Raw genomic sequence first — 21150 nt, 5'->3', positions numbered from 1 at the left:
AATATCACCTGAATGAATATTTCTACAATTTCATTTTATACAGAATTTAATCATTTGGAAAATTAAAATACATGATATAATCATTCACAAATCATGATAATAAAAGAGGGATCGCTTATGGAAATGAGACATGTTAAAACATTTTGCGCCATTGTGAAGTATGGTAATTTTTCTAAAGCTGCGCACGCGCTAGGTTATGCGCAATCTACTGTTACAGCACATATGAAAGCTTTAGAGAACGATTTACATATTCCTCTTTTCGATCGGTTAGGGAAAAAAGTGCTACTTACAAAAGCAGGTCATCAATTTCATCCTTATGCATTAGAATTACTTGCAATATATGAAAAAGCGCAAGAAATCCCCCAAAATACAGATTATTTAGAAGGTACATTGAGTATTACATCTAATGAATCATTAGCGGTATACCGCTTACCACAATTGTTACGTACTTACAAACAGAAAAATCCGAAAGTAAATATCGTACTTGAAACGAACACAAATGAACAAGCATTACAAAAATTACGTGAAGGAGAAACAGACATTGTCTTCATAATTGGAGAAAGTATAGAACATAATGATTTTATTACGCGAACTTTTAGTAATGAAACATTTGGATGGATTTTACCAGCTTATTCCGCTGCACATACAAATCCATTCCAGTTATTACAGGACACCCAGTTCATTTTTACAGAACAAAGCTGCGGCTATAGGCCAATGGTAGATCGTTTTTTACGTCAAAGCGGAAATATTCCAGCTAAAACATTTGAAACTTCCAATGTTGAAGTCATTAAACAATCCGTCATGTGTGAGTTAGGCATTTCAATTCTTCCTTATATCGTTGTACAAGAGAGTTGTCAAAAAGAACAACTATGTTTTCAGCCTATTGAAACTCCAGCATTTATTCAAAGTCATGTCATCTATCATAAATCTAGATGGATTTCTCCGGTACTACAGTCGTTTCTTTCCTTACTTGAACGAGATTAAGATATTAAGAAGTACATATAAAAAGAGTAATTGCCTAATAAGCAATTACTCCCTTTCATTAATTAGTATATTATTTATTAGTCTTTCCCCCATCTGCAATTAATTTACTACCTGAATATGTACCTTTTTGCATAAACACTTGATTAATTAATTCTTTTTGCTCAGCTTCCGACATTACTCCTTTTCCTTCTCCTAAATTCCCACTTTGTAATTTCCAAATCTTATTATGATCCCCATCAACTTTTTCATATTTTCCTTGTTTCCATCGTTCTAAAATTTCTACATATGTACTTCCCTGTACAAGATCGTTACTCTTTACAATATCAATTAAACTTTCAATCCGTTCTTGTGTAATAAAAATATAGCCCCACTTTTGATCAGCTTTCGCTTTTTGATGTGCCATTTCATGTAATGCTGTCTGTATGTTCTCATCTGTCCATTTAAAATTTTTATTAAAACCACTATTCGGTAATGAATAGTTTCCATTTTCTAAAAGCTTCGCATTTTCTGCTTTTACGTTACTATCAGCTAGTACTTCTACTGCTGGAGCAGCTGGTGATGCCTTTTTCGCAGCTGGTTTACTATTATTTAAATAATGCAGCATACCATATGTTAAACCTACTCCGATTACCGCCATACCAGCTAGAATACCGATTATTTTAAATAGTGTTTTCATCGCGCTTGTTTCCTCCCAAATTTCTCTGTTCTGACTACCTAATTATTTTTTATATAAAAACTGTTACTTCATTTAAAATATCGCATCCCATCCCCTATCATATTATTTATATATACTTTCTCATATTGTATTTCTTTTTCTTTAAAATTGAAAGATTATTCTGTTAAATATTGAAAGTATTCTACAAATTTTTCCTTTATATTTATAAAGAAGCAAAAAAACAACGAGCGCGTTCTACAACACTCGTTGTTTTTACTTTATGCACAATTTTCTTTTAACCACTTCGTAATAGCATCTAACCTCGAAACATCAAAACGTCTTTCTTCACAAACATTTAAACTGTTTAAATTATTTACAATTTCTATTTCATTCGATTTTACACTTTTCGCCTCAATTAATTTACAATACCCGTCTGTAACGGTATTTAAATTTTCATAATAACGCTGAAGTGGTTTTGATATATGTAAATGCTTTTCAAAGTTTCTTCTTCTTCTCGTCTCATCAGATTCTTTCCGTTTTCTAAGTTCTTCATCATTCGTATATAAATAAAAATATTGATCAGGAAAACCAATTTCCCTATGTATCAGCTTTTCCTTATAAAAGTCTTCTATTAAAGATAATGACTGATCAAATATTTCAAAATGGAAACACCAATTATAGCTAAGTGGCTGATAAATGTCTCCATCAAGTATTACTAATTCATATTGCTCTGACTTCTGCATTGCTATTTTCCAGCGCTCTACTTGTTTTTCAAAATACCATGTTCTATGCTCATTTTTTGGTCTTTCAAATAAAAAATTCACTTCAGGTATAATATAAGCACCATAATTCTTTTCTAACTCACGACACGTTGTGCTCTTACCAACCGCACTCGCTCCCTCAAACGCTATAATCCCCATAGTTTCTCCCTCTTTCATTAACTAAAATCTCGTTGTTTCGCTTTTCTCCCCCATAACTGTTTCCATAAAACAATTGAAGCGATAGAGAGCATTATTGTTGTAATGATACTCCCTTCAATTCCGAACGAGCCTCCATGAAGGAATTCCGATCCAGTTGTTACAGGTTTAAAAAGTGGTGTAGAATACATTGTCATTCCACTAACCGCAAAACCAAATACGTTATATTGTGCCCAATTCCAAATGGAATGCCATGCGCATATCCCCCAAAGACTACTATCTTTCAAAACGTAAAAAGCTGCAAACACACCAACTAATATTATATTCGATATTGAAAGAATTGTAATACCTGGATTTAGTAAATGAAGAAAACCAAATAAAAATGAAGTTACAACAATACCGATCCATATACGGCTTCTAACAGAAAGAACTGGAAATAACCAACCCCGAACAACAATTTCTTCTGTTGCACCTTGTATTAAAAAAGCAACTAAAGATCCCACAATTCCAAGTATAGCGGTTGGTGTAATGTGTTGCATTTGTAGTTGTACATTTCCAGTTAATAAAAGTAGCATGACTGGTATTGAAATAAAAACAAAACCTATTAATGCACCTCTTAAATATTTTCTTATCCACTGATTCCTCCAAAATCCAATGGATGAAATTGATCTTTTCTCTACAAATCTAATCCATAAAAAAACAAAAAATATAGCTCCGCCAAACGTCAATATCATTTCAATATCACTATAAATTGCTTTCATTAAAAGCGTTTCTGCTTTCGGTAAAAACAACATAAATAACATAAACAATTCACCTAAAGTTAAAAATACAATTGCAAGTATAACAGCAAATACTGGATGAACTTTTCTTCTTCCTTCTTTGGCTGCTTCAATTATTTTAAATTTATTAGACTGCAATATTCTCGCCTCCTTAACAAATACATCAACACTATTCTTATACTATATATCGATTCACTAATACAATTTCCCAATAAAAATGTTCTTAGTTTATCATAAACCAAAATTAGGAATAATATATAAATAAAAGAGATGTTTTTGTGTCTTTTACCATCCCTATTTCACACTGGTATTACCAGCACTTGCTATTTCCCACCATTTGTTGTAAGATAGTAATTAAGGTCAATTTAACACTATATTTTCTTTGCATATTATCAAGTATCAATCAGGATTATTTTGTACTCCTTATGGGTTTTTGATAATATGTGAACTTTTATTTTTCATTCAAATAAGGCCGATCATATTGTAATCTTTTTAAAATTTAGGAGGCATTACCATGACATTAACAGGTAAAGTAAAATGGTTTAACAGCGAAAAAGGTTTCGGTTTCATCGAAGTTGCAGACGGTAACGACGTATTCGTTCACTTCTCAGCTATCACTGGCGACGGCTTCAAATCTCTTGACGAAGGTCAAGAAGTTAGCTTCGAAGTTGAAGACGGTAACCGTGGACCTCAAGCTAAAAACGTTGTAAAGCTATAATTCAAACAATAAAAAGGTTGTTACCAGCTCGGTTAACAACCTTTTTAATATATAACTAAAATTTTTTACATAAAAGGAGTGGTTACATGTATCGTAATCGAAAGAACGATGTAGCAGAAGTACCACCAGAACAAACCCCTGTTTGGGAATGTGAGGCAGAGGATTGTTTAGGATGGATGAGAAAGAACTTTTCATTTGAAGAAGAGCCTAAATGCCCTTTATGTAAAAGTAGCATGAAAAGCGGAGAACGTTTATTACCTAAATTAGGTTAATTTTTACTTAACCCCTCTTTTATAAGAGGGGTTTTTTATTATAAATTTATATCCTCTACATCCGTTCGAACTATAGAGTACAGTAGTGCATCATGTTGTTTATTACCTTGATGAATATATCCACGTAATAACCCTTCCTTATGAAAACCTATTTTAGATAACATTTTACAAGAAGTAACATTTTCAGGGTATGTAATAGCTCCAATTCTAAATAATCCCAAATCTTGAAATCCATAATGAATAATTTCTTGAGCCGCTTCTGAGGCATAACCATTCCCCCAATAACGAGGATGTAAGTCATATCCAATTTCAGATCGTTTACTCCACAGTTGTAGATTATTTAATCCAATTGTACCTATTAAAGTATTTGTTTCTTTTAATACAATCCCCCATCGTATTGCCTTTTTCTCAAAGTAATTTTTTGAAAAAGATTCAATCATACGTGAAGCTTGTCCAAACTCCGTAAAAGAATTCATACCGTAATAACATGTTACCTCATCCAATGAAAAAATTTCATATATTTTTTGACAATAAGATTGTTCTATTTCGACTAAACGTAAACGTTCTGTTTCTAATATAGGAAATGCCATAGGATCACTCCTTTCTTTCTACTCATTCATTATAGCAGAAAAAATATTTATAATTAGTAAAGTCCTTATTGTTCCATAAATCAAACATTTCTAATGACGCATTCCCTCTTTATTCTATATACACGAATTGGATACCTTCTAATTGCGACTCAATCACCACTCTATAATTTCCATAAATCAATTTTAAATTATCAAGAACTGTAAAGAAATTGTTTTTCATTTTCTCTTTCTAAACAAACACCCTATTCCATACATTTATAGTAAAATATAGTTAATGCATTATTTTATTGTGGAGGTGTAAATTTCCTATGTATATATTCATCGGCTTATCCCTCTTACTCATATTACTTATTTTTTTATTCGCAAAAAAATTCACACCAAACTCATTCATGATGACTAGCTTTAAAGGCAATAGCTTTAAGACATTTTCAATCGGTATTTTAATCGCTGCCATACTCTCACTTTCATATGGAACTTATCATGCAGTAACATTTCAACCTAGTTATTTAGATATTAAATTTAAAAATCAAAACTACACTGTTTTCGGTAATGTAGGCGAATTCGGTTATTTCTCCGAAGAATTATTAAAAAAAGATACAGAAGTTCAACTATATTTCGTCTCTTGGAAAACAAGGCAGTTAAAAAATCCGGTAATACTTATAGAATATCCTTCAGGAAAACAAGAAACATGGGAGCCAAATATCGTATCAATACCGATAAATAAATTACAAGAAAAACATGATATAAAAGATATTTATCAACTATCACCGTATTCATTTAAAGAGTCTGGAGAAATAACATTAACAATAAAAGAAAACAATGTAAAAAACAATAAAATTTCCATTCAAATAAAATAAATAAAAACTGTTCCTCCATTTTGCTGAAGGGACAGTTTTTATTTATTCTACAGTATTATTTATTTAATGTAGCCATTATTTCATTGGCTATATTCTTTCCATTTCCAATACACGCACCAATTCCGACACCGTAATATGAGGCACCAGCTACATATACATTTGGATAAAGATTCGTCATTTTTTCTTGCAATGCTTGAACCGCTTGATTATGTTCTAAATGATATTTCGGCATTAAACCTTTCCAATTTGTAACTTCGACTACTTCTGGTTCACTTTTAATTCCGAGACTCTTTTCAATATCATATAAAGCTACTCGTACTAATTCTTCTTCACTATAATTTTTGATTGTTTCATATACCGGATTGGTACTCTTATAAAACATTCTTACTAATAATTTTTGTTTACCCGATGTATGTTTCCACTTTCGACTTGTCCATGTACAAGCATCACAATGTAGATCACTGTTTTCCGTTACAATAAACCCTGTACCGTCAGTTGGTAGTTGTTCATCTAGTATGTCAAATCCTAAGTAAATACTTATAAGAGATGAGTTTTTAAATGTATTAAACTGCTCATTTAACTCATTAGACTGTAATAAAGTTTGTGCAATATCATGTGGAACTGCTAAAACAACATAATCAGCTTGTATTGTTTCATGATTTGAAAAAGAAATCTCATATCGATCTTCTTGTTTACTTACAGCCGTCGTTATAGCACCTTTTTTTACGACAGTTTCAGTCAGCACTTCTTCTAAGCGATTAATTATCGTAGATAGTCCACCTTTAAATGATACGAATTTTTTATTTCCTGCTGATTGAAATTGTTTTTTATTCTCTTCAAAACCTTTAATAATACTTCCATACTTATTTTTATAATCCAGTAAATACGGTAATGTAGATGCCATTGTAAGCTCATTCAATTTACCAGAATATACGCCTGAAAGCACAGGAGCAATTTGTCTTTCCACTAACTCTTTCCCTAAGAAACTTTCTAAAAATAGAGCAAGTGATGTATCTTTCGTAAACTCTTTATTTTTCGTTATGAAATCTTTTAAAGCTACGATTTTCCCTTTCGTTGAGACTAGCGTACTGCTAAACAACGACCGGGCGCTCATCGGTATCCCAAATATAGTATCAGAAGGAATCGGATGTAACATATTTTCAGAATATATGTAAGAAATACCCGTTTCATTGTATACCATTTCATCTTCTAAATTTAAATCTTTTACAAGTGGTATAACATATTCATTACGAGCAACGATTGAATCCGCTCCTGACTCCATAATGAAATCCTTTTCTTCCACACTATGGATTTTACCACCTAAATACTCTTCTTTCTCAATAAGAATTAAATTTAAATCGATATTATAATCCTTTTTTAACTTTTCTAAATAAAACATAGTAGAAAGTCCCGTTATACCTCCACCGATAACAACAACTGTTTTCATATGTGCTGCGCTCCTAACCGATACAATTAATAATCCCTTTTTATTATAACCAAAAGTCCTTATATTCGACTAGTAAGTTGCGCATTCTGTCAGAAATTAGACAATATATTTTCAAATTACCTAATAAAAAAGAACTATAACATATACAAACCCCGTCATAGTTCTCTTTATTTTAAAAACATAAAGTAATTGATTAATTTGTCTAGTTCTTGACTCAATGCCAATACTTTTTCATGTTGAATTCCATAATCCGATACTAAATATAAAAGTTCTTCTTTTTTTATTTCAATTACTTTTTCCAATTTCGCTAGTTCCATGTCGTTTTACATCTCTCCAAAAATAAAATGTATGTATTTCAGTATAGCCTACTTACATAATTAGTAAAAGTAAAATACGCATGTAAAATCTTACATATTTTAAAAAATAATATACTACTAACAAAAAAAGAAACTAGATTAAGCTTCCTTTTACAGATCATTAACGTTCATTAAGAATTAATAACATACCGGAATTTTTCTAATGTTATATCTTTATAATCTGGAGCTCTCTTTATATGATTAAAATAACTATATGAGAATTTAAATACATGACCAAAATCCCAATCGAATCCACTATAGTCTTTTATCCAAAATATATTTTCAGTTGGTAAAAAATTTGCACGTTTAGATTGAATTAAAGGTAATCGATCTATAGGTGAGTGTAAAGTTATTTCCGTATTCAGCTTGAGCTTTTGGCTAGCTCGTAGTACGTATACTAGTTTTAAAAGCGGACGTATCCCTCGTTGAAATAAATCTATATGCCCTAAATCGTACATTATATTAATGGCGTGGGAGTAAGTAAGCAAATGCCCAATTAAATCATGATGTGATTCCGCTCGATAAATACTATTAAATTTCGATAACTCATTTAAAATGAACTGAGATACTTGTGGTGGATTACTCAATTCACTTTGTATCTCATCTTCAAAACTTAATTGTTTTACTTCTTTCGTCGTATAACCAATCCACGATCTACCTGGAATTGTTTTTCGAAATGATAAAATAAGAGTAGTAATCCCTTCAATTGCTTGATTATCTCCCCATTTTTGTAGCTCCTTCATAGCTAATAAACTTAATGACGCATAAATGACGTTATGCCCGACCCAATGAAGTTCATCAATCGTTTGTTCTAAAGATTTTATAATCATATTCTCCGCAATTTGAAAATCTATTTCTTTTTTATCATCAATCATCTCACCAATTTTTTTCTTGCTTAGCATCATCCTTGTTTGCAAATACATATTACGAGCTGTTTCTTCCTCAATATTATTATCTTTCATAAAAAAATAACTAGCAATTGCAGCTGCTCCAAAATGCGCATGCCAAATGTCATTTGTTTCTTTTTTACATTGAGAAATAATTGAAAGGCCGCCTTTTAAAATACTTTTGTTTTCCATTTTCTTTCTCCCCTAATAAAAATCACTATATTTTCATCCTAAAGATGGTGTCAGTACAAATAAAATGTGATTTGATTCATCACTTTTATTCAAAAATCGATGCTTCACATTTGGTGGAATACGTACAACATCGCCTTCTTCTAAAAAATATTCTTTTCCCTCCAATTCTACGTACACTTCCCCTTTCATAATAACAGCAATCTCTTCCTTATCTTCATGGGAATAATGGCTTTCTGTTGTCTTTGCTCGTTTATTTAAATCCATCATTAGCATTTCAATACGTGCTTTCATAAAATCAGGTGTTAATACATCATATACAATGTGATCATTGTTTTCCCGATATATTTTTTTTCGGTCTTTTCTCTTAGAAATGAGCGAATCTGTATCAATATCGTTAATAAAAAGTGTAAACAGCGGTACATTTAATGCTTTTGCAATTAATTCCAAAACATTTAAAGAAGGATTAGCATGTCCTCTTTCAATTTGGCTAATTAACGACGTACTAATCCCTGCATACTCAGCGAATTCACGAATTGTCATATTATTTTTCTTACGATAACTTAATACCGTTTGTCCAAGTCTATCATGTATCATAGTAAAACTTCCTTTCGTCCATCATAATGCATGTTTCGTTCTCTTTGTGCTGACATACTAAACAAAGGCAAATAACCCTTTCCTATTATCTCCGGGACTTATATACTTACTTTTGTACATTATATCGTATTAAGTTTATTATAATAAACATTCTATCGGAGGGACAAACTTTGAAATCAACTATTCTTTCATATTGCATCTTATTTTTTGGTGTATTCGCCTTATCGACTTCAGCAATTTTTGTGAAATTGGCAGATGCTCCTGCGACAATCATTGCTTTTTACCGATTATTCTTTGCCACACTAATCCTGTTACCGTTATTACTATTTAATAAAAATAGTCGAAATGAGCTAAAAACTTTAACAAAAAAACAATGGGCACTTGGATTCGTATCTGGGCTATTTTTAGCTGCACATTATGTACTATGGTTTGAATCATTACAATATACTTCTGTAGCAAGCTCTACAGTTATCGTAACGTTACAACCTTTGTTCTCAATGATTGGTGGTTATTTTTTATTTAAGGAAAGGTTTACGAAAGGAGCGGTTATTGGTTGCCTCATCGCTATATCAGGTAGTATCATCATTGGCTGGCAAGATTTCCAAATTAGTGGAGAAGCATTATATGGAGATGTTTTAGCATTTATCGCTGCCGGTATTATTACTGCTTATTTTTTCATTAGCCAACACGTTCGTAAAGATTTGTCACTTATACCATATTCGGTAATTAGTTATGGAAGTAGTGCTGGCTTTCTTGGCATATTTGCTTTCACGCAACAAGAATCTTTCATCCATTACTCTACACAAACTTGGTTGTGCTTTATTGGATTAGCTTTCATTGCTACGATTTTAGGCCAAACCATTTTTAATTGGTTATTAAAATGGATAAGTGCTACTGTAATCTCAATGAGTATTTTAGGAGAAACAATTGGAACTTGTATACTAGCGTACTTTATATTACATGAGACCATTTCTTTACAACAAGGACTAGGAATTACCGTTATTTTTATTGGGTTAGTATTATTTTTAATACAGCCAAATTCTAATAAAAAAGCATGACAGTATACTGTCATGCTTTTAACTATTCATTATGTACAATTAAACCATCCGGTCTAAAACGACTCATCATAATTTCATTAATAAACTTTCCATGAGCTTTCAAATTCCCTATCTTTACTCCCTCTTCTACAAATCCAAATTTTTCATATAAAGCTTTTGCTTTGGGATTCGTTTCTAACACACCTAGTTCTACTCTCTCTAACATTAACCAATTATCAGCCAAATCAAGCATCTTCATAAGAAGTGCTTTCCCAATTCCTTTATTATGATATTCACTGTCTACCCCAATGAATAAATCGCCTGAATGAGATCTTCGGCCCGGACTTTGTGTTAAACCTACAAACCCAACAACTTCTCCATCATATTCTGCAACAAATTCAAATTGATTTGGTGCTAAATTTCGAATTCTATTTTCCATAGCTTCTACACGCATGCTAGGTAAGAAAACCATATATGGTAAAACGTCATCCTGTATACATATACGATGAATTGCTCTAGCATCTTGTACTCCTACTGCTCTAACGTTAATCTCCATCTTTCTCTCCTCCATATAAATAACAATATATTTGTAGTGTATTCTAGAAACGTTCATGAATGGCCTTCTCATCCGTATTTCTTTATGTCATTTTTACATAATTATTTCGATATAATACTTAACTTCCAAAAAGATTGACAACTATATGGATATGGTTAACTTTTCACCTTGTTATATAAATCAAGTAAATTTTCAATTGGAATACCATTTAGTTTCATCCCGACTATATTACAATTTTCTATTTCAATATTTTTCAGATTACTGTTACTTATGGTGCTACCTTCCAAGTCACATTTATCGAATAAAATAGGTTCCTTCTCATCTCCGAGACTTGTATTTTTGAATTGTACTCCACCTAAAGTCACCAAATTAAATTTACTGCCAGAAAGATTTAAATCTGCATATGATGACCTTCTAAAATTTATATTTCTAAACTTTGATTGACTTACATTGCAATTACTCATATTCGTATTCATTATATTGCTACCAACAAATGAACTGTTTTTTAAATTCACTTGATAATACCCTGTATTTGCTAAATTACAGTTTTCGTATTGACTATTTTTCATATCTTTATTTGTAACTACACTCGCTTTGTTTGAGCTTGTTTTTATTCTTTTCACGTAACAATACTCATCTTCCGATTCAAAAATCATTTGGTAGCCCATCTTTTTATAAAAGTAATGATTATTAATTTGTCTACTAGATGTTTCGAGATCCCAAATCTTTATGTTTGGATATTCTTTTTCTATTAATTTCATAACATGTGATCCAATTCCTTTTCCTTGATAAACAGGATCTACAAAAATACGATCAATTCGACCGTAAGACTTACCAGAAATCGTAACTATTATCCCTCCAATTATTTCTTTATCCATTACAACTTTGAAAGAATCCAATTCTTCAATGGCATATTCCATCATTTCAACTGAAGAATATCCTGGCGGTTGAATGTTATAATCAATGACATCATCTTGGCCGTATAGCCATTGTTTTGCTTCTGCATCAAATGTTCTTTTCATTATTTCTGTTAATTTCTCAGCATCTAAAATTGTAGCTTTTTCTATAGATATTTTCGTCATTTTCGTTTTCCCCTTCATTATTACAAACCAACCATTTTTGTGAATGGCATAATTATCAATTCACTTTTGTTTTTAATGCTTTTCCCATTATTACATATGGAACATCATTTTTACTTGGATGAAATGGCTCCAATACATTTATCCAATCTAATCTTTCATATAACGAACGTGCTTTTTCATTGTTTATTTTTGTTGTTAAAACACTCGTTCTATTTGAAATCCCTTCTAGTAATTCATTATGTAATTTCGTTCCAAGACCTTTATTTTGATATTGTGGGTGAACTGCTAACTCTACAAATTCAAAACAATCTTGCAACCATTCGTCTACTTGCTCTGGATGTAACGCTTCTCTCATTAATTGATTATAGTACTGTCCCTCGATTGAGCGATAACCATAAGTAAAACCAACTACTTCATTTTCATCATTTATTGCTACTATACCTTTAAAACCTGTATATTCTATATGTCTTTTTATTCGTTCGATCATTTCATTGAAATTTGTTTTCTCAAATACTTTACAATACAATTTTGCCATATTCCCAATTAAGATCTCATCTTTTTCAAGGCTTACGAATTTCACTTTATTCCTCCTATTAAAACATTTATGTCCTTATTTTTAAAAAAACAAAGAAAATTAACACTAATCACTCTCTTTACTATTAAACTACAAATCACCCTATATTTTCCACAATTACTTAGTATTAATGAATAATAAAAAGAGACCATGTAATATAAACATGTTCTCTTCTTTTATTCATTTTCAATTTTATCCCGCTATTTGCCGGGCAGTAAGACCCCCACCTCAAAATTCAGCGAAAGCAAAGAAGTTAGGTGGGGGTCGGGCTAATAATCAGTGGGGGCTGAACAAAACCCCTACTGATTAAAGTTTCACTTTATATAATTAAAAATTAGATATTACTTAAGCCACTCGTTGCAAGTACTACTTAACTGCTGTAAATCTTCTATAAATTGACTCGCATGATATCCATCACAAACCGAATGATGTACTTGTAATGAAACTGGTAGCATAACCTTGTTTCCTTCGTTAAAATATTTCCCACAAGTTATAATTGGCAATAGAAAATTTTCATCATTATTAATATTAAGATTAAATCCAGTAAAACTAGTCCAAGGTATGCTAGAAATCGGAAATACATTAGGCGGAATATTTTCTTTCGTGAAAAGACCATGAACACTAGCATAGTATCTCATATCTTCTTCATAATTTTTATAGAAAATGCGGAAATCACTTGAATAATTCGTCCATATACTTGAAAAAGACTTATCATCTTTATGAAAGATTGTATAGCTAGGTATCATTTTTTCCCAATAGCCCAAAACTCCTTCTTCATTAAAACATGTTCGAAATTCTTTATGTTTATTTATTATTCTCGAAATTATATAAATAAAAGTCGGATAAAATTTAATTCCCTTTTGATGTACTTTCTCTATCAAAAGCGTAATATCAACATTTACTGTCATACTAAACGTACATTTTAATTTTAAATAATGTTCAAAATACTGCTCTCTATTCCAATTTTCTCTATCAATTACGTGAAACTTCATTTTAATAGCCTCCTAAAATTTTCTTTTTATTTTAGAAGGCTAATTTCCTTGCTTTCACCATAATTGTTCACTCCTAACAGTTTACCCTAATTGTTTATTTAATTATATACCATCTATAAGAATCAATTCACATATTTCTGGAAATCCATCCACATACTATAAATAAATCAAATGAAATTTGGAGGAATCATACATGAATAACAAAAATGTAAATAAAAAAGAAAATGTTATCGAAAACGCTATACCTATCCAAAATAATAATACTGCAAATCTTAATATCGAAGAACAAGCAATGAACGGCTTATACGGAATGCCAGAAACTTCCATTGAAGATGCTGATCATGCTGCACCGGATGATTTGACTTCAAAAAATTAATTACATTGAAAAAGCCAAGGAAAATATCCTTGGCTTTTCAACTATGCATCCACTTTTTGTATCTCTTCACTCTTTCTTGAAAGTTTCCCTGGCCAAAAAGCAAAGCGGCCTAAAACGACTGTGATTGCCGGTACAAGTAACGGTCTTACAATAAACGTATCTAGTAATACACCAATTGCTGTTACAATACCAAATTGAACAAGCACTTGAATTGGAAGTGTTCCTAACACAGCAAAAGTTCCTGCTAAAATTAAACCTGCAGATGTAATAACACTACCTGTTTGTATAACGCCATTTTTTACAGCATCCAAATGATTTTGTGTCTTTCTGTTTTTCCATATTTCTGAAACCATAAAGATATTATAATCTTCACCTAAAGCAACTAAAAATACGAATGCGTATAACGGTATCGCGCCTTGTATTGCTGGAGCTCCCATACCAAAATGAAGTAATATCCATCCTGCTCCTAATGCAGAGAAAAATGATAAAACGACAGTTACAATTAAATAAATCATCGCAACAATTGATCGTAAGTAAACAAGTAATAATAAAGCTATAATACTAATCATTACTGGAATGATAACTGCTTCATCACGTTCTGTGATTTGCTTTGTATCATATAATGACGCTGTTTCTCCGCCAATCCATAGTTGATTTTCTGCATTACTAACCCCAGCATCTTTTAATACTTTTTCTACACTGTTTTTCAATTTAGGGATTTGATCTAACGCTTCAATTGAGTATGGATTTTCAGCTAAAGAAACCTCATACATTTGTATTTGCTTATTTTCTGTGCCCACTTTTGGATCTTTCACAGTTTTTACGAATGAAAACTTCTCTAGTTCTTTTTTAATAGGAAGCTCTTTTCCTTTCGTATCAACAACAACTTTTACTGGCGCTAATTCACCAGCTGAGAAATGATCACTAATTAACTTAAACCCTTCGCGGGAAGGCATATCTTTTGGAAACGATTCTAATAAGTCATATGTGTATTGAATACGTGGTACAAATGAAGCCAATCCACCTAATACAAATACAGTGAGCATAATTATTGTCCATGGTCTTCGTACTACAACATCTCCAAGCTTTTTACTAAAGGCACCTTTTGATTTTTTAACTTTTACGACTTTCTTTTTCTTTCTCGCAAACTCCTCATTCATCGAAGTTGTTCTCGGTATAAATGGGAAGAATGCAGCTCTACCGAAAATTAATAATAATGCTGGTAAAATTGTTAAAGCAGCAATTCCCATTATGAATACAGCAACACTAAATGGTACTGCAAATCGATGAAAGGCACCATAATGAGCAAGTAACAATGTCCCTAATCCAAGTACAACAGTAAGCGCACTCATTATAATTGCTCCACCAGAAGCTTTAATTGCAAGTTGCAGCGCCTTATATTTACTTTCTTCTTCTAGCAAATACTCTCGATATCTTGAAATTAAAAATAAACAATAGTCCGTTCCAGCACCAAACAATAATACTGTCATAATTGATATTGCCTGAGCATCTACTTTAATCCACCCTTGATCAGCTAAAAAACCGAGTGTAGGACTAATAATACCGTATGCAAAGCCGACAACAAGTAAGGGTAAAATTGCTAAAATCGGTGAACGGTACAGTAAAATTAATAAAACTAATACGAGTAATACAGTAGCAATTAATAATTTCACATCTGCTTGACTAAATAAGCTAACTGCATCCGTTTGAATACCTACAGGTCCAGATAATCGAACATGTAAACCAGATTCACTTATTTTTTGTTTAAATGGATCTTCATCCACCTTACTATTCACTATTTTTCTAAACTCTTCAAGATTTCCTTTTAATATATCCGTACCAGCAGATTTATTAAAGAATACCGGTGTAACAAATGATGTACCATCCTTTGATGCACTTTTTGATAATACTTGCTCTGGAATTGTATCAAATGGTGGTAACGTTGATTGTTCTTTTAAAGGACTAGCTTTTAACTCCTTATAAACGTCTTGTATGAGTTTATAATCCTGTGAATGTAATCCACCATCTCTATACCATACTACTAACAACGGATTCCCTGCATTATTCGGAAACTCCTTTTTCATAAGTGCTTCCGCTTGCTGCGACATAGCTGTTTCAGGTAAATTTTTCGGATTCGGTTCTTTCGTACTGTTTACTTGTGGTAACGTAAATGAAAGTAATAATGTAATAAGAACCCACACCGATAAAGTGATCCATTGCGTATTTTTCCCTGCTACAAGCCTCCCTAGCATATGTAACGGGTGCTTTTTCATAAAAACCCACCTTCCTTTTTTCCTCCATTATTAATTATATATACCGGTCGGTTAATTAATCAAGAGTGATTGAAAATTATGTTATAATTATCTCAATCATAAATGTCAGGAGCGAATGTATTTGGAACAAAAACAACGTCCTCTCGGAAGGCCGCGTCAAAATAAAAATACAAAATCTACAAAAGAAACCATTTTAGAAGTGGCAACCCGCTTATTTCTTACACAAAATTATCAAGTCGTTTCTATGGATGAGGTCGCAAAAGTTTGTGGTGTTACGAAAGCAACTGTCTACTATTACTATTCAACAAAAGCCGATTTATTTACCGCTACTATGACCGAAATGATGGTACGTATACGCGAAAATATGTCTCAAATACTCTCTACAAACAAAACGTTAGAAGAAAGATTATTAGACTTCGCTAAAGTTTACTTACACGCAACGATGGATATTGATATGAAAAATTTTATGAAAGATGCAAAACTGTCGTTATCTGAAGAACAATTGAAAGAATTAAAAAATGCTGAAGATAATATGTATGAAGTACTAGAAAAAGCACTCGATAATGCGATGCACATCGGAGAAATTCCGAAAGGAAACGCTACATTTGCGGCTCATGCTTTCGTATCTTTATTATCAATTGGGAATTTTAAAGATGAAAATCACAATCCTATTCTTGCAAATATAGATGAATTAGCACAAGAAATCGTTTCTTTTTATTGGAACGGGTTAGGTCATTCATATTAAACTGATTTGCTTTAATAAAAGAGCATGTTTAATTTTTTCAAACATGCTCTTTTATAATTTATTTACTAATAACCATATTATACCTCAACGCTGTTTAACAAAAAATTTTACTTCAACTTTTACAAATTTTGAAGTTGAACATTTATATTTCCTTTACTTAATCCCCCATGGTAACAAACTATAGATTCAATATGTAAATTTAAATACTTCTTCAAAGACTGCTTTGCTTCCTTAATATTTATAGTTGTTGGGGCGTGAATTCCTCCTAACATCCCATTCACACTATACATAGAGTCTCCTGCAATAAGAATTTTACTTCGTTTCAAATATAAACTAATATGACCCGGAGTATGCCCTGGAGTATGAAGAATTAGTATTCCACCGCAATACGGAAGTTCTTGCCCGTCAATCACAGTATCACTCACTTTTCCTTTTGGTGGGTTCTCTACATTTCCATCTTTCAATAAAGGCAAATCTCCCTCAATATATGGCTTATCTAGTTCGTGCGCATAAACTTTAATATTACTTCCACAGCGCTGCAACAACTCCGGAAGACTACCTATATGATCAATATCCTGATGCGTCAAAATCACGACTTTTAACTTATCAAATGATAACCCAACCTTTTCCATCTCTACTTGTATATCTTCAATTTGTCCTGGGAAACTCGTATCTATTAATACTGCCATTTCATCATCCCATAAAAGAATTGGGTGAATAACAAACTCTTGAAATTCAAGTTGTAACATTTCTACCCCTTTAGCAATCTCCATACAGCCATTCTCCTTTATACTGAAGTTTGAAAATATGTACGAGTAAACTGAAAATATAAAGTGAAACTTTAATCAGTGGGGAGTTTGTTCATCCCCCACTGATTATTAGCCCTCACCAATCGAGCTTTTACGGGCAGCCCGACAAATAGCAGGATAAATCGTCTCTATCTTATAATATGTTTTATCATCCCAATAGAGAATGCCTCAAACCCTATAGATTCATAGTAAGATTGCAATTTTTCTACACACATAAGTTGGGGAATAACCTTGTTTTGTTCACAGTGCTGGATTAATCGTTTCACTATTTCTTTTCCGATGCCACTAGACTGATATTTTGGCAATACACCAACTCCACAAATAATGCCTGTTATGACTCCATCTGATATGACACGCCCCATCCCTACTAACCTCTTATCATCAAAAACATAAATTGCATACCAACTTTGCTTACACATTCGTTCTAACTCGTTAACCGTTAATTTAAGAGAATTCCATCCTAAAGATTCATATAACGCTAATAATCCATTGAAGTCTGTTGGGCGTTCAATTGTATAGCTTATACTATTATTCATGTGAATACTCCTTATTCTCTCGTTTGTTTGTATTTCGTAAAATTCCCTTTACACAAATCTGATCGATGTAAAAATAACTAGAACAAACTTCAATAAGAAAGATAGAATTCCTTCTCAATATAAAATAAAAAGAAGTTATCTCACTTAAGATAACTTCTTTTATATAAGACTCTCATTATATTATCAACCAAAAAATATACAACTGCATACGATTAGCACAAACAAAACTAATAAACCATTTGAGAAATAACCCATTGAAAACTACCCCTTTATTAAATTATGTAAAAGATTTTATCATAAAATGATTTACAACTTAATAACTGAAAAAGACATTGTATTCATTAGTTATATATGTTTAGTAATATTTTATATTCGGGTATATTCTTCTTAACTTAAACCACTTCCCATTCCCTTATACTTAAGTTCTGATAACTTCAGAACAATACATAAAGAAGACCTCAACTTATTGACGTCTTCTTTTCAACTACACTAATAGCTAATTCACGTTTTTTTTCGAATATATATATACCCTTTACTAACAGAGACATATATGAAATGTATTCCCACTACATAAACATCTATAATCTGATTATCAACATCCTTATAACCTTTAAATCTCATCCTCGGTTATTCTAATAGCTCTCTTGTTCGAAAAGATATTTTTAAAAATTCCTACTCCCACAATTAATAAACCTATTCCAACTAATTTATTTATTTGTAATGGAATGCTCTCCATTCCAAATAATCCAAATGTATCAATACATAACGCAACAACCAATTGAGTAATAAGACTAATTAGCACCGTATATGCTGGACCTAAACTCTTTATTGCACCCATTATACAAATAATTAACCCGATGCCAAACAGTCCACTTACATAAAACAAATAATTTGCAGTATACACTTTAATGCTAATACTGTTTTCTGTAATGATATAAAATAGAATAGAACTAATGAGACCTATTCCAAGGACACATGTAGTCGTTAACCACTGTCCTACATTTTCATTTACTTTTGTATTAAAAACAGATTGTAAGCTAATTAATATTCCTGCTAATATAGCTAAACTAAATCCAATCAAAATCTTCCTCTCCCTTTAATTGCTCATATATATTATCTTTAGCGACTTCCTTCATTCTAGAAAAATCTTTAATGACAATAACTCCATTACTTTTTTCAATTAATTTTTCATTATAAAATCTTTGTAATACCCGAATTACGTGCCTATAACTTACCCCTATAAAGTCTGCAATACTCGTTACCGAAGTCGTATCCAAATCCCCTTTGTACATATTTCCGTTACTATCTGTTGAAATTGAAAGTAAATAACTAGCTACACGTACTTCTACAGGATAGAGTAAATTAAGAGCAGTAAAACGAGTCGATATTTTTAACGTGTTCGCAATGTTTTCAAGTAAGAATTTCATAAATATAGGATCATGTAATAACTTGTTTCTAATAACCGTATTAGAAATGGAAATCGCTACAACATCTGAACAAGCTTCAACGACATTATGTGCTTTGCTATTTTGAATTAATTCAATATCACCAACAATAGCCAATGGATTGATAAAGCGTAGAATTAGTTTCTTCCCTTCAGGTGTAATCGTATAAACTTTTACTTTACCTTTAACAACGAAATATAAACGATCCATTTCGTCATCTATATCGCAAATAAGCTCGCCTTTTTCAAATTGATTTAATTGAAAATAAGCTGTATCTATTTCTGAAAAAACCTCGAGTGTTTTATTGTTTTTCAAATAATGCATAATTAAACCTGATCTATCCTCCATATTCATTTCCCCCTTTCATTTACATATTAAATACAACAATACCTATAATCATTACTATTGTTCCCACAATATGATATCTCTCCATCTGTATCTTTTTTATATGAAACAGTCCTTTCATTTCAATAACTGTTGCCGTTAACAATTGAGCAACCATTAGTGTGCCAGCTGTCAATGTAACTCCTAGTGCATATATCGCCATAGTTTCTGCACAAATAATGAATCCACCAAATGCACCCGCTGCTAAATATATTTTTTTCACACTCTTTAAATCCGTTATTTTCTCTTCTTTCTTTAACAAAAATACAGTTGTTGCAATAATGAATCCAATTAAATGGGTTATAATACTCGTCGACCATATACCGATATGTGAACTAAGTTTCGCATTAAAGGTTCCTTGAAGTGTTATAAATATCCCCGCAAAAACAGCAAATAGAATACCTTTCAAAAAATCATCTCCTCATCTTTTATTTCTGACTTAATTAAAAGCTATAATCCTATAATGGTAAAAGGACAAATGTCACATCACTATGAAAATAACTTGGAATGAACAAAAAAACACACCTCAAAAATGCGAGATGTGTTTATTTTAATTATTTATATATAATGTTTTATAAATAATTAAAATTACGCTACATTAAAAGATTTCTTTTCATTACAAACTTTGCAAATAAGAAACGTACAAGCGGTCCCATAATAATTAATTGTAATGGATATGCCATTATGAAATTTTTAATAAAAATCGAAAAATAAATTGAAACAAATGAATCTCCTTGTAGTCCACCATGTAAATGCATCATAGCCATACCGAAAAATGACATAAAGAACACCATTCCGATTACCATAGTTGTCGCCATTGCAACGATAATATTTATTTTCTTAGATTTATCAAATGGCAACATGAATACAATTTTTTTCGCACAAGGCCCAACGATACATATTTCAATTAATAGCGCAATAATAAAGCCAATTGATAGTTCTAATGCAATCTCTTTAATATAAATTGGTCCTCCTGTTTCATTCATTAGTAAATTGTAAAACGTCATTACGATAACCATCCCAAGGCACATCATCATGCCAAATTGGAGGTTTTCCTTTCTTGTTGTTGGCAAAATTCATCATCCTTTCTCTT

Annotated in this window: 26 protein-coding genes; 7 read left to right on the top strand and 19 right to left on the bottom strand. The window is 31.7% G+C overall.

What is annotated here, in order from left to right:
* Nucleotides 1-117: 117 nt before the first annotated feature.
* Nucleotides 118-984: a LysR family transcriptional regulator gene (locus tag C4S65_RS21100; protein WP_016081671.1), complete on the top strand. Its 867-nt coding sequence runs from the start codon at nucleotides 118-120 to the stop codon at nucleotides 982-984.
* 70 nt (nucleotides 985-1054) lie between these two features.
* Here the strand turns inward: C4S65_RS21100 and C4S65_RS21095 are convergent, their stop codons facing one another.
* The 3 genes from C4S65_RS21095 to C4S65_RS21085 all read right to left on the bottom strand — a co-directional run bounded on the left by C4S65_RS21095 (nucleotide 1055) and on the right by C4S65_RS21085 (nucleotide 3473).
* On the bottom strand, nucleotides 1055-1660 hold the full coding sequence (locus tag C4S65_RS21095; RefSeq protein WP_098838369.1) for a PRK06770 family protein: 606 nt from the start codon (nucleotides 1658-1660) through the stop codon (nucleotides 1055-1057).
* Between the two features lie 257 nt (nucleotides 1661-1917).
* Nucleotides 1918-2577 (bottom strand): AAA family ATPase, encoded by a 660-nt coding sequence (locus C4S65_RS21090; protein ID WP_043938953.1) that lies wholly within the window; start codon nucleotides 2575-2577, stop codon nucleotides 1918-1920.
* The gene (locus tag C4S65_RS21085; RefSeq protein WP_048565426.1) at nucleotides 2577-3473 is read right to left on the bottom strand and encodes a type II CAAX endopeptidase family protein; all 897 of its coding nucleotides are present in this window, start codon (nucleotides 3471-3473) and stop codon (nucleotides 2577-2579) included. Before C4S65_RS21085 ends, C4S65_RS21090 begins: the two co-directional genes overlap by 1 nt.
* A 376-nt stretch (nucleotides 3474-3849) precedes the next feature.
* Between C4S65_RS21085 and cspD the strand changes: the two genes are divergently transcribed.
* Together cspD and C4S65_RS21075 are read left to right on the top strand one after the other, a co-directional pair.
* Nucleotides 3850-4053 carry a cold-shock protein CspD gene (cspD, locus tag C4S65_RS21080; RefSeq protein WP_000176365.1) on the top strand — a complete coding sequence of 68 codons (204 nt, stop codon included), beginning with the start codon at nucleotides 3850-3852 and terminating at the stop codon, nucleotides 4051-4053.
* A gap of 86 nt (nucleotides 4054-4139) precedes the next feature.
* Nucleotides 4140-4325, top strand: coding sequence for a cold-shock protein (locus tag C4S65_RS21075; RefSeq protein ID WP_000286198.1), 186 nt, complete (start codon nucleotides 4140-4142; stop codon nucleotides 4323-4325).
* A 38-nt stretch (nucleotides 4326-4363) separates the two neighbouring features.
* Here the strand turns inward: C4S65_RS21075 and C4S65_RS21070 are convergent, their stop codons facing one another.
* The gene (locus C4S65_RS21070; RefSeq protein WP_000885376.1) at nucleotides 4364-4915 is read right to left on the bottom strand and encodes a GNAT family N-acetyltransferase; all 552 of its coding nucleotides are present in this window, start codon (nucleotides 4913-4915) and stop codon (nucleotides 4364-4366) included.
* 308 nt (nucleotides 4916-5223) lie between these two features.
* Between C4S65_RS21070 and C4S65_RS21060 the strand changes: the two genes are divergently transcribed.
* A complete protein-coding gene (locus tag C4S65_RS21060; RefSeq protein WP_000275235.1) occupies nucleotides 5224-5772 on the top strand; it encodes a hypothetical protein in 549 nt (182 codons plus the stop codon).
* Nucleotides 5773-5827: 55 nt separating this feature from the next.
* Here the strand turns inward: C4S65_RS21060 and C4S65_RS21055 are convergent, their stop codons facing one another.
* The 4 genes from C4S65_RS21055 to C4S65_RS21040 form a co-directional block, all read right to left on the bottom strand.
* Nucleotides 5828-7219 carry a protoporphyrinogen oxidase gene (locus C4S65_RS21055; RefSeq protein WP_061666760.1) on the bottom strand — a complete coding sequence of 464 codons (1392 nt, stop codon included), beginning with the start codon at nucleotides 7217-7219 and terminating at the stop codon, nucleotides 5828-5830.
* 167 nt (nucleotides 7220-7386) lie between these two features.
* On the bottom strand, nucleotides 7387-7536 hold the full coding sequence (locus C4S65_RS21050) for an aspartyl-phosphate phosphatase Spo0E family protein (RefSeq protein WP_000417698.1): 150 nt from the start codon (nucleotides 7534-7536) through the stop codon (nucleotides 7387-7389).
* A 170-nt stretch (nucleotides 7537-7706) separates the two neighbouring features.
* Nucleotides 7707-8654: a hypothetical protein gene (locus tag C4S65_RS21045; RefSeq protein ID WP_097889073.1), complete on the bottom strand. Its 948-nt coding sequence runs from the start codon at nucleotides 8652-8654 to the stop codon at nucleotides 7707-7709.
* A 33-nt stretch (nucleotides 8655-8687) separates the two neighbouring features.
* A complete protein-coding gene (locus tag C4S65_RS21040; RefSeq protein WP_061666761.1) occupies nucleotides 8688-9248 on the bottom strand; it encodes an XRE family transcriptional regulator in 561 nt (186 codons plus the stop codon).
* 170 nt (nucleotides 9249-9418) lie between these two features.
* On the opposite strand from C4S65_RS21040, the gene C4S65_RS21035 reads away from it, so the two are divergent.
* The gene (locus C4S65_RS21035) at nucleotides 9419-10306 is read left to right on the top strand and encodes a DMT family transporter (protein ID WP_000843093.1); all 888 of its coding nucleotides are present in this window, start codon (nucleotides 9419-9421) and stop codon (nucleotides 10304-10306) included.
* 22 nt (nucleotides 10307-10328) lie between these two features.
* Here the strand turns inward: C4S65_RS21035 and C4S65_RS21030 are convergent, their stop codons facing one another.
* The 4 genes from C4S65_RS21030 to catA form a co-directional block, all read right to left on the bottom strand.
* Entirely contained in the window at nucleotides 10329-10841 is a 513-nt protein-coding gene (locus tag C4S65_RS21030; protein WP_000405230.1) for a GNAT family N-acetyltransferase, read from the bottom strand.
* A gap of 155 nt (nucleotides 10842-10996) precedes the next feature.
* A complete protein-coding gene (locus tag C4S65_RS21025) occupies nucleotides 10997-11941 on the bottom strand; it encodes a GNAT family N-acetyltransferase (protein WP_141527065.1) in 945 nt (314 codons plus the stop codon).
* Nucleotides 11942-11978: 37 nt separating this feature from the next.
* Nucleotides 11979-12503 carry a GNAT family N-acetyltransferase gene (locus C4S65_RS21020; protein ID WP_097960586.1) on the bottom strand — a complete coding sequence of 175 codons (525 nt, stop codon included), beginning with the start codon at nucleotides 12501-12503 and terminating at the stop codon, nucleotides 11979-11981.
* A 335-nt stretch (nucleotides 12504-12838) separates the two neighbouring features.
* A complete protein-coding gene (gene catA / locus C4S65_RS21015; protein ID WP_000668563.1) occupies nucleotides 12839-13489 on the bottom strand; it encodes a type A chloramphenicol O-acetyltransferase in 651 nt (216 codons plus the stop codon).
* 193 nt (nucleotides 13490-13682) lie between these two features.
* Here catA and C4S65_RS21010 point away from each other — a divergent pair, with 193 nt between their 5' ends.
* Entirely contained in the window at nucleotides 13683-13865 is a 183-nt protein-coding gene (locus C4S65_RS21010) for a DUF4021 domain-containing protein (protein WP_001060697.1), read from the top strand.
* A 41-nt stretch (nucleotides 13866-13906) separates the two neighbouring features.
* Here the strand turns inward: C4S65_RS21010 and C4S65_RS21005 are convergent, their stop codons facing one another.
* A complete protein-coding gene (locus C4S65_RS21005) occupies nucleotides 13907-16138 on the bottom strand; it encodes an MMPL family transporter (RefSeq protein WP_097960585.1) in 2232 nt (743 codons plus the stop codon).
* A 121-nt stretch (nucleotides 16139-16259) separates the two neighbouring features.
* Here C4S65_RS21005 and C4S65_RS21000 point away from each other — a divergent pair, with 121 nt between their 5' ends.
* Nucleotides 16260-16883: a TetR/AcrR family transcriptional regulator gene (locus C4S65_RS21000; protein WP_061667013.1), complete on the top strand. Its 624-nt coding sequence runs from the start codon at nucleotides 16260-16262 to the stop codon at nucleotides 16881-16883.
* 119 nt (nucleotides 16884-17002) lie between these two features.
* Here the strand turns inward: C4S65_RS21000 and C4S65_RS20995 are convergent, their stop codons facing one another.
* The 6 genes from C4S65_RS20995 to C4S65_RS20970 all read right to left on the bottom strand — a co-directional run bounded on the left by C4S65_RS20995 (nucleotide 17003) and on the right by C4S65_RS20970 (nucleotide 21130).
* A complete protein-coding gene (locus tag C4S65_RS20995) occupies nucleotides 17003-17656 on the bottom strand; it encodes an MBL fold metallo-hydrolase (protein WP_097960584.1) in 654 nt (217 codons plus the stop codon).
* 164 nt (nucleotides 17657-17820) lie between these two features.
* A complete protein-coding gene (locus C4S65_RS20990; RefSeq protein ID WP_001065768.1) occupies nucleotides 17821-18228 on the bottom strand; it encodes a GNAT family N-acetyltransferase in 408 nt (135 codons plus the stop codon).
* A 610-nt stretch (nucleotides 18229-18838) separates the two neighbouring features.
* Nucleotides 18839-19309 carry a DMT family transporter gene (locus tag C4S65_RS20985; RefSeq protein ID WP_086406123.1) on the bottom strand — a complete coding sequence of 157 codons (471 nt, stop codon included), beginning with the start codon at nucleotides 19307-19309 and terminating at the stop codon, nucleotides 18839-18841.
* Nucleotides 19296-20021, bottom strand: a complete 726-nt coding sequence (locus C4S65_RS20980; RefSeq protein WP_000390192.1) for a Crp/Fnr family transcriptional regulator — start codon at nucleotides 20019-20021, stop codon at nucleotides 19296-19298. Before C4S65_RS20980 ends, C4S65_RS20985 begins: the two co-directional genes overlap by 14 nt.
* A 19-nt stretch (nucleotides 20022-20040) precedes the next feature.
* Nucleotides 20041-20466, bottom strand: coding sequence for a DMT family transporter (locus C4S65_RS20975; RefSeq protein WP_098323769.1), 426 nt, complete (start codon nucleotides 20464-20466; stop codon nucleotides 20041-20043).
* 184 nt (nucleotides 20467-20650) lie between these two features.
* Nucleotides 20651-21130 (bottom strand): DUF2798 domain-containing protein, encoded by a 480-nt coding sequence (locus tag C4S65_RS20970; RefSeq protein ID WP_098323770.1) that lies wholly within the window; start codon nucleotides 21128-21130, stop codon nucleotides 20651-20653.
* Nucleotides 21131-21150 lie beyond the last annotated feature (20 nt).

It is taken from the genome of Bacillus sp. ok061, from assembly GCF_900108285.1.
Classification (GTDB): Bacteria; Bacillota; Bacilli; order Bacillales; family Bacillaceae_G; genus Bacillus_A; species Bacillus_A thuringiensis_S.
The sequence above is the reverse complement of the archived record's forward strand: the minus strand, read 5'-3'. Positions and strand labels throughout refer to the sequence as shown.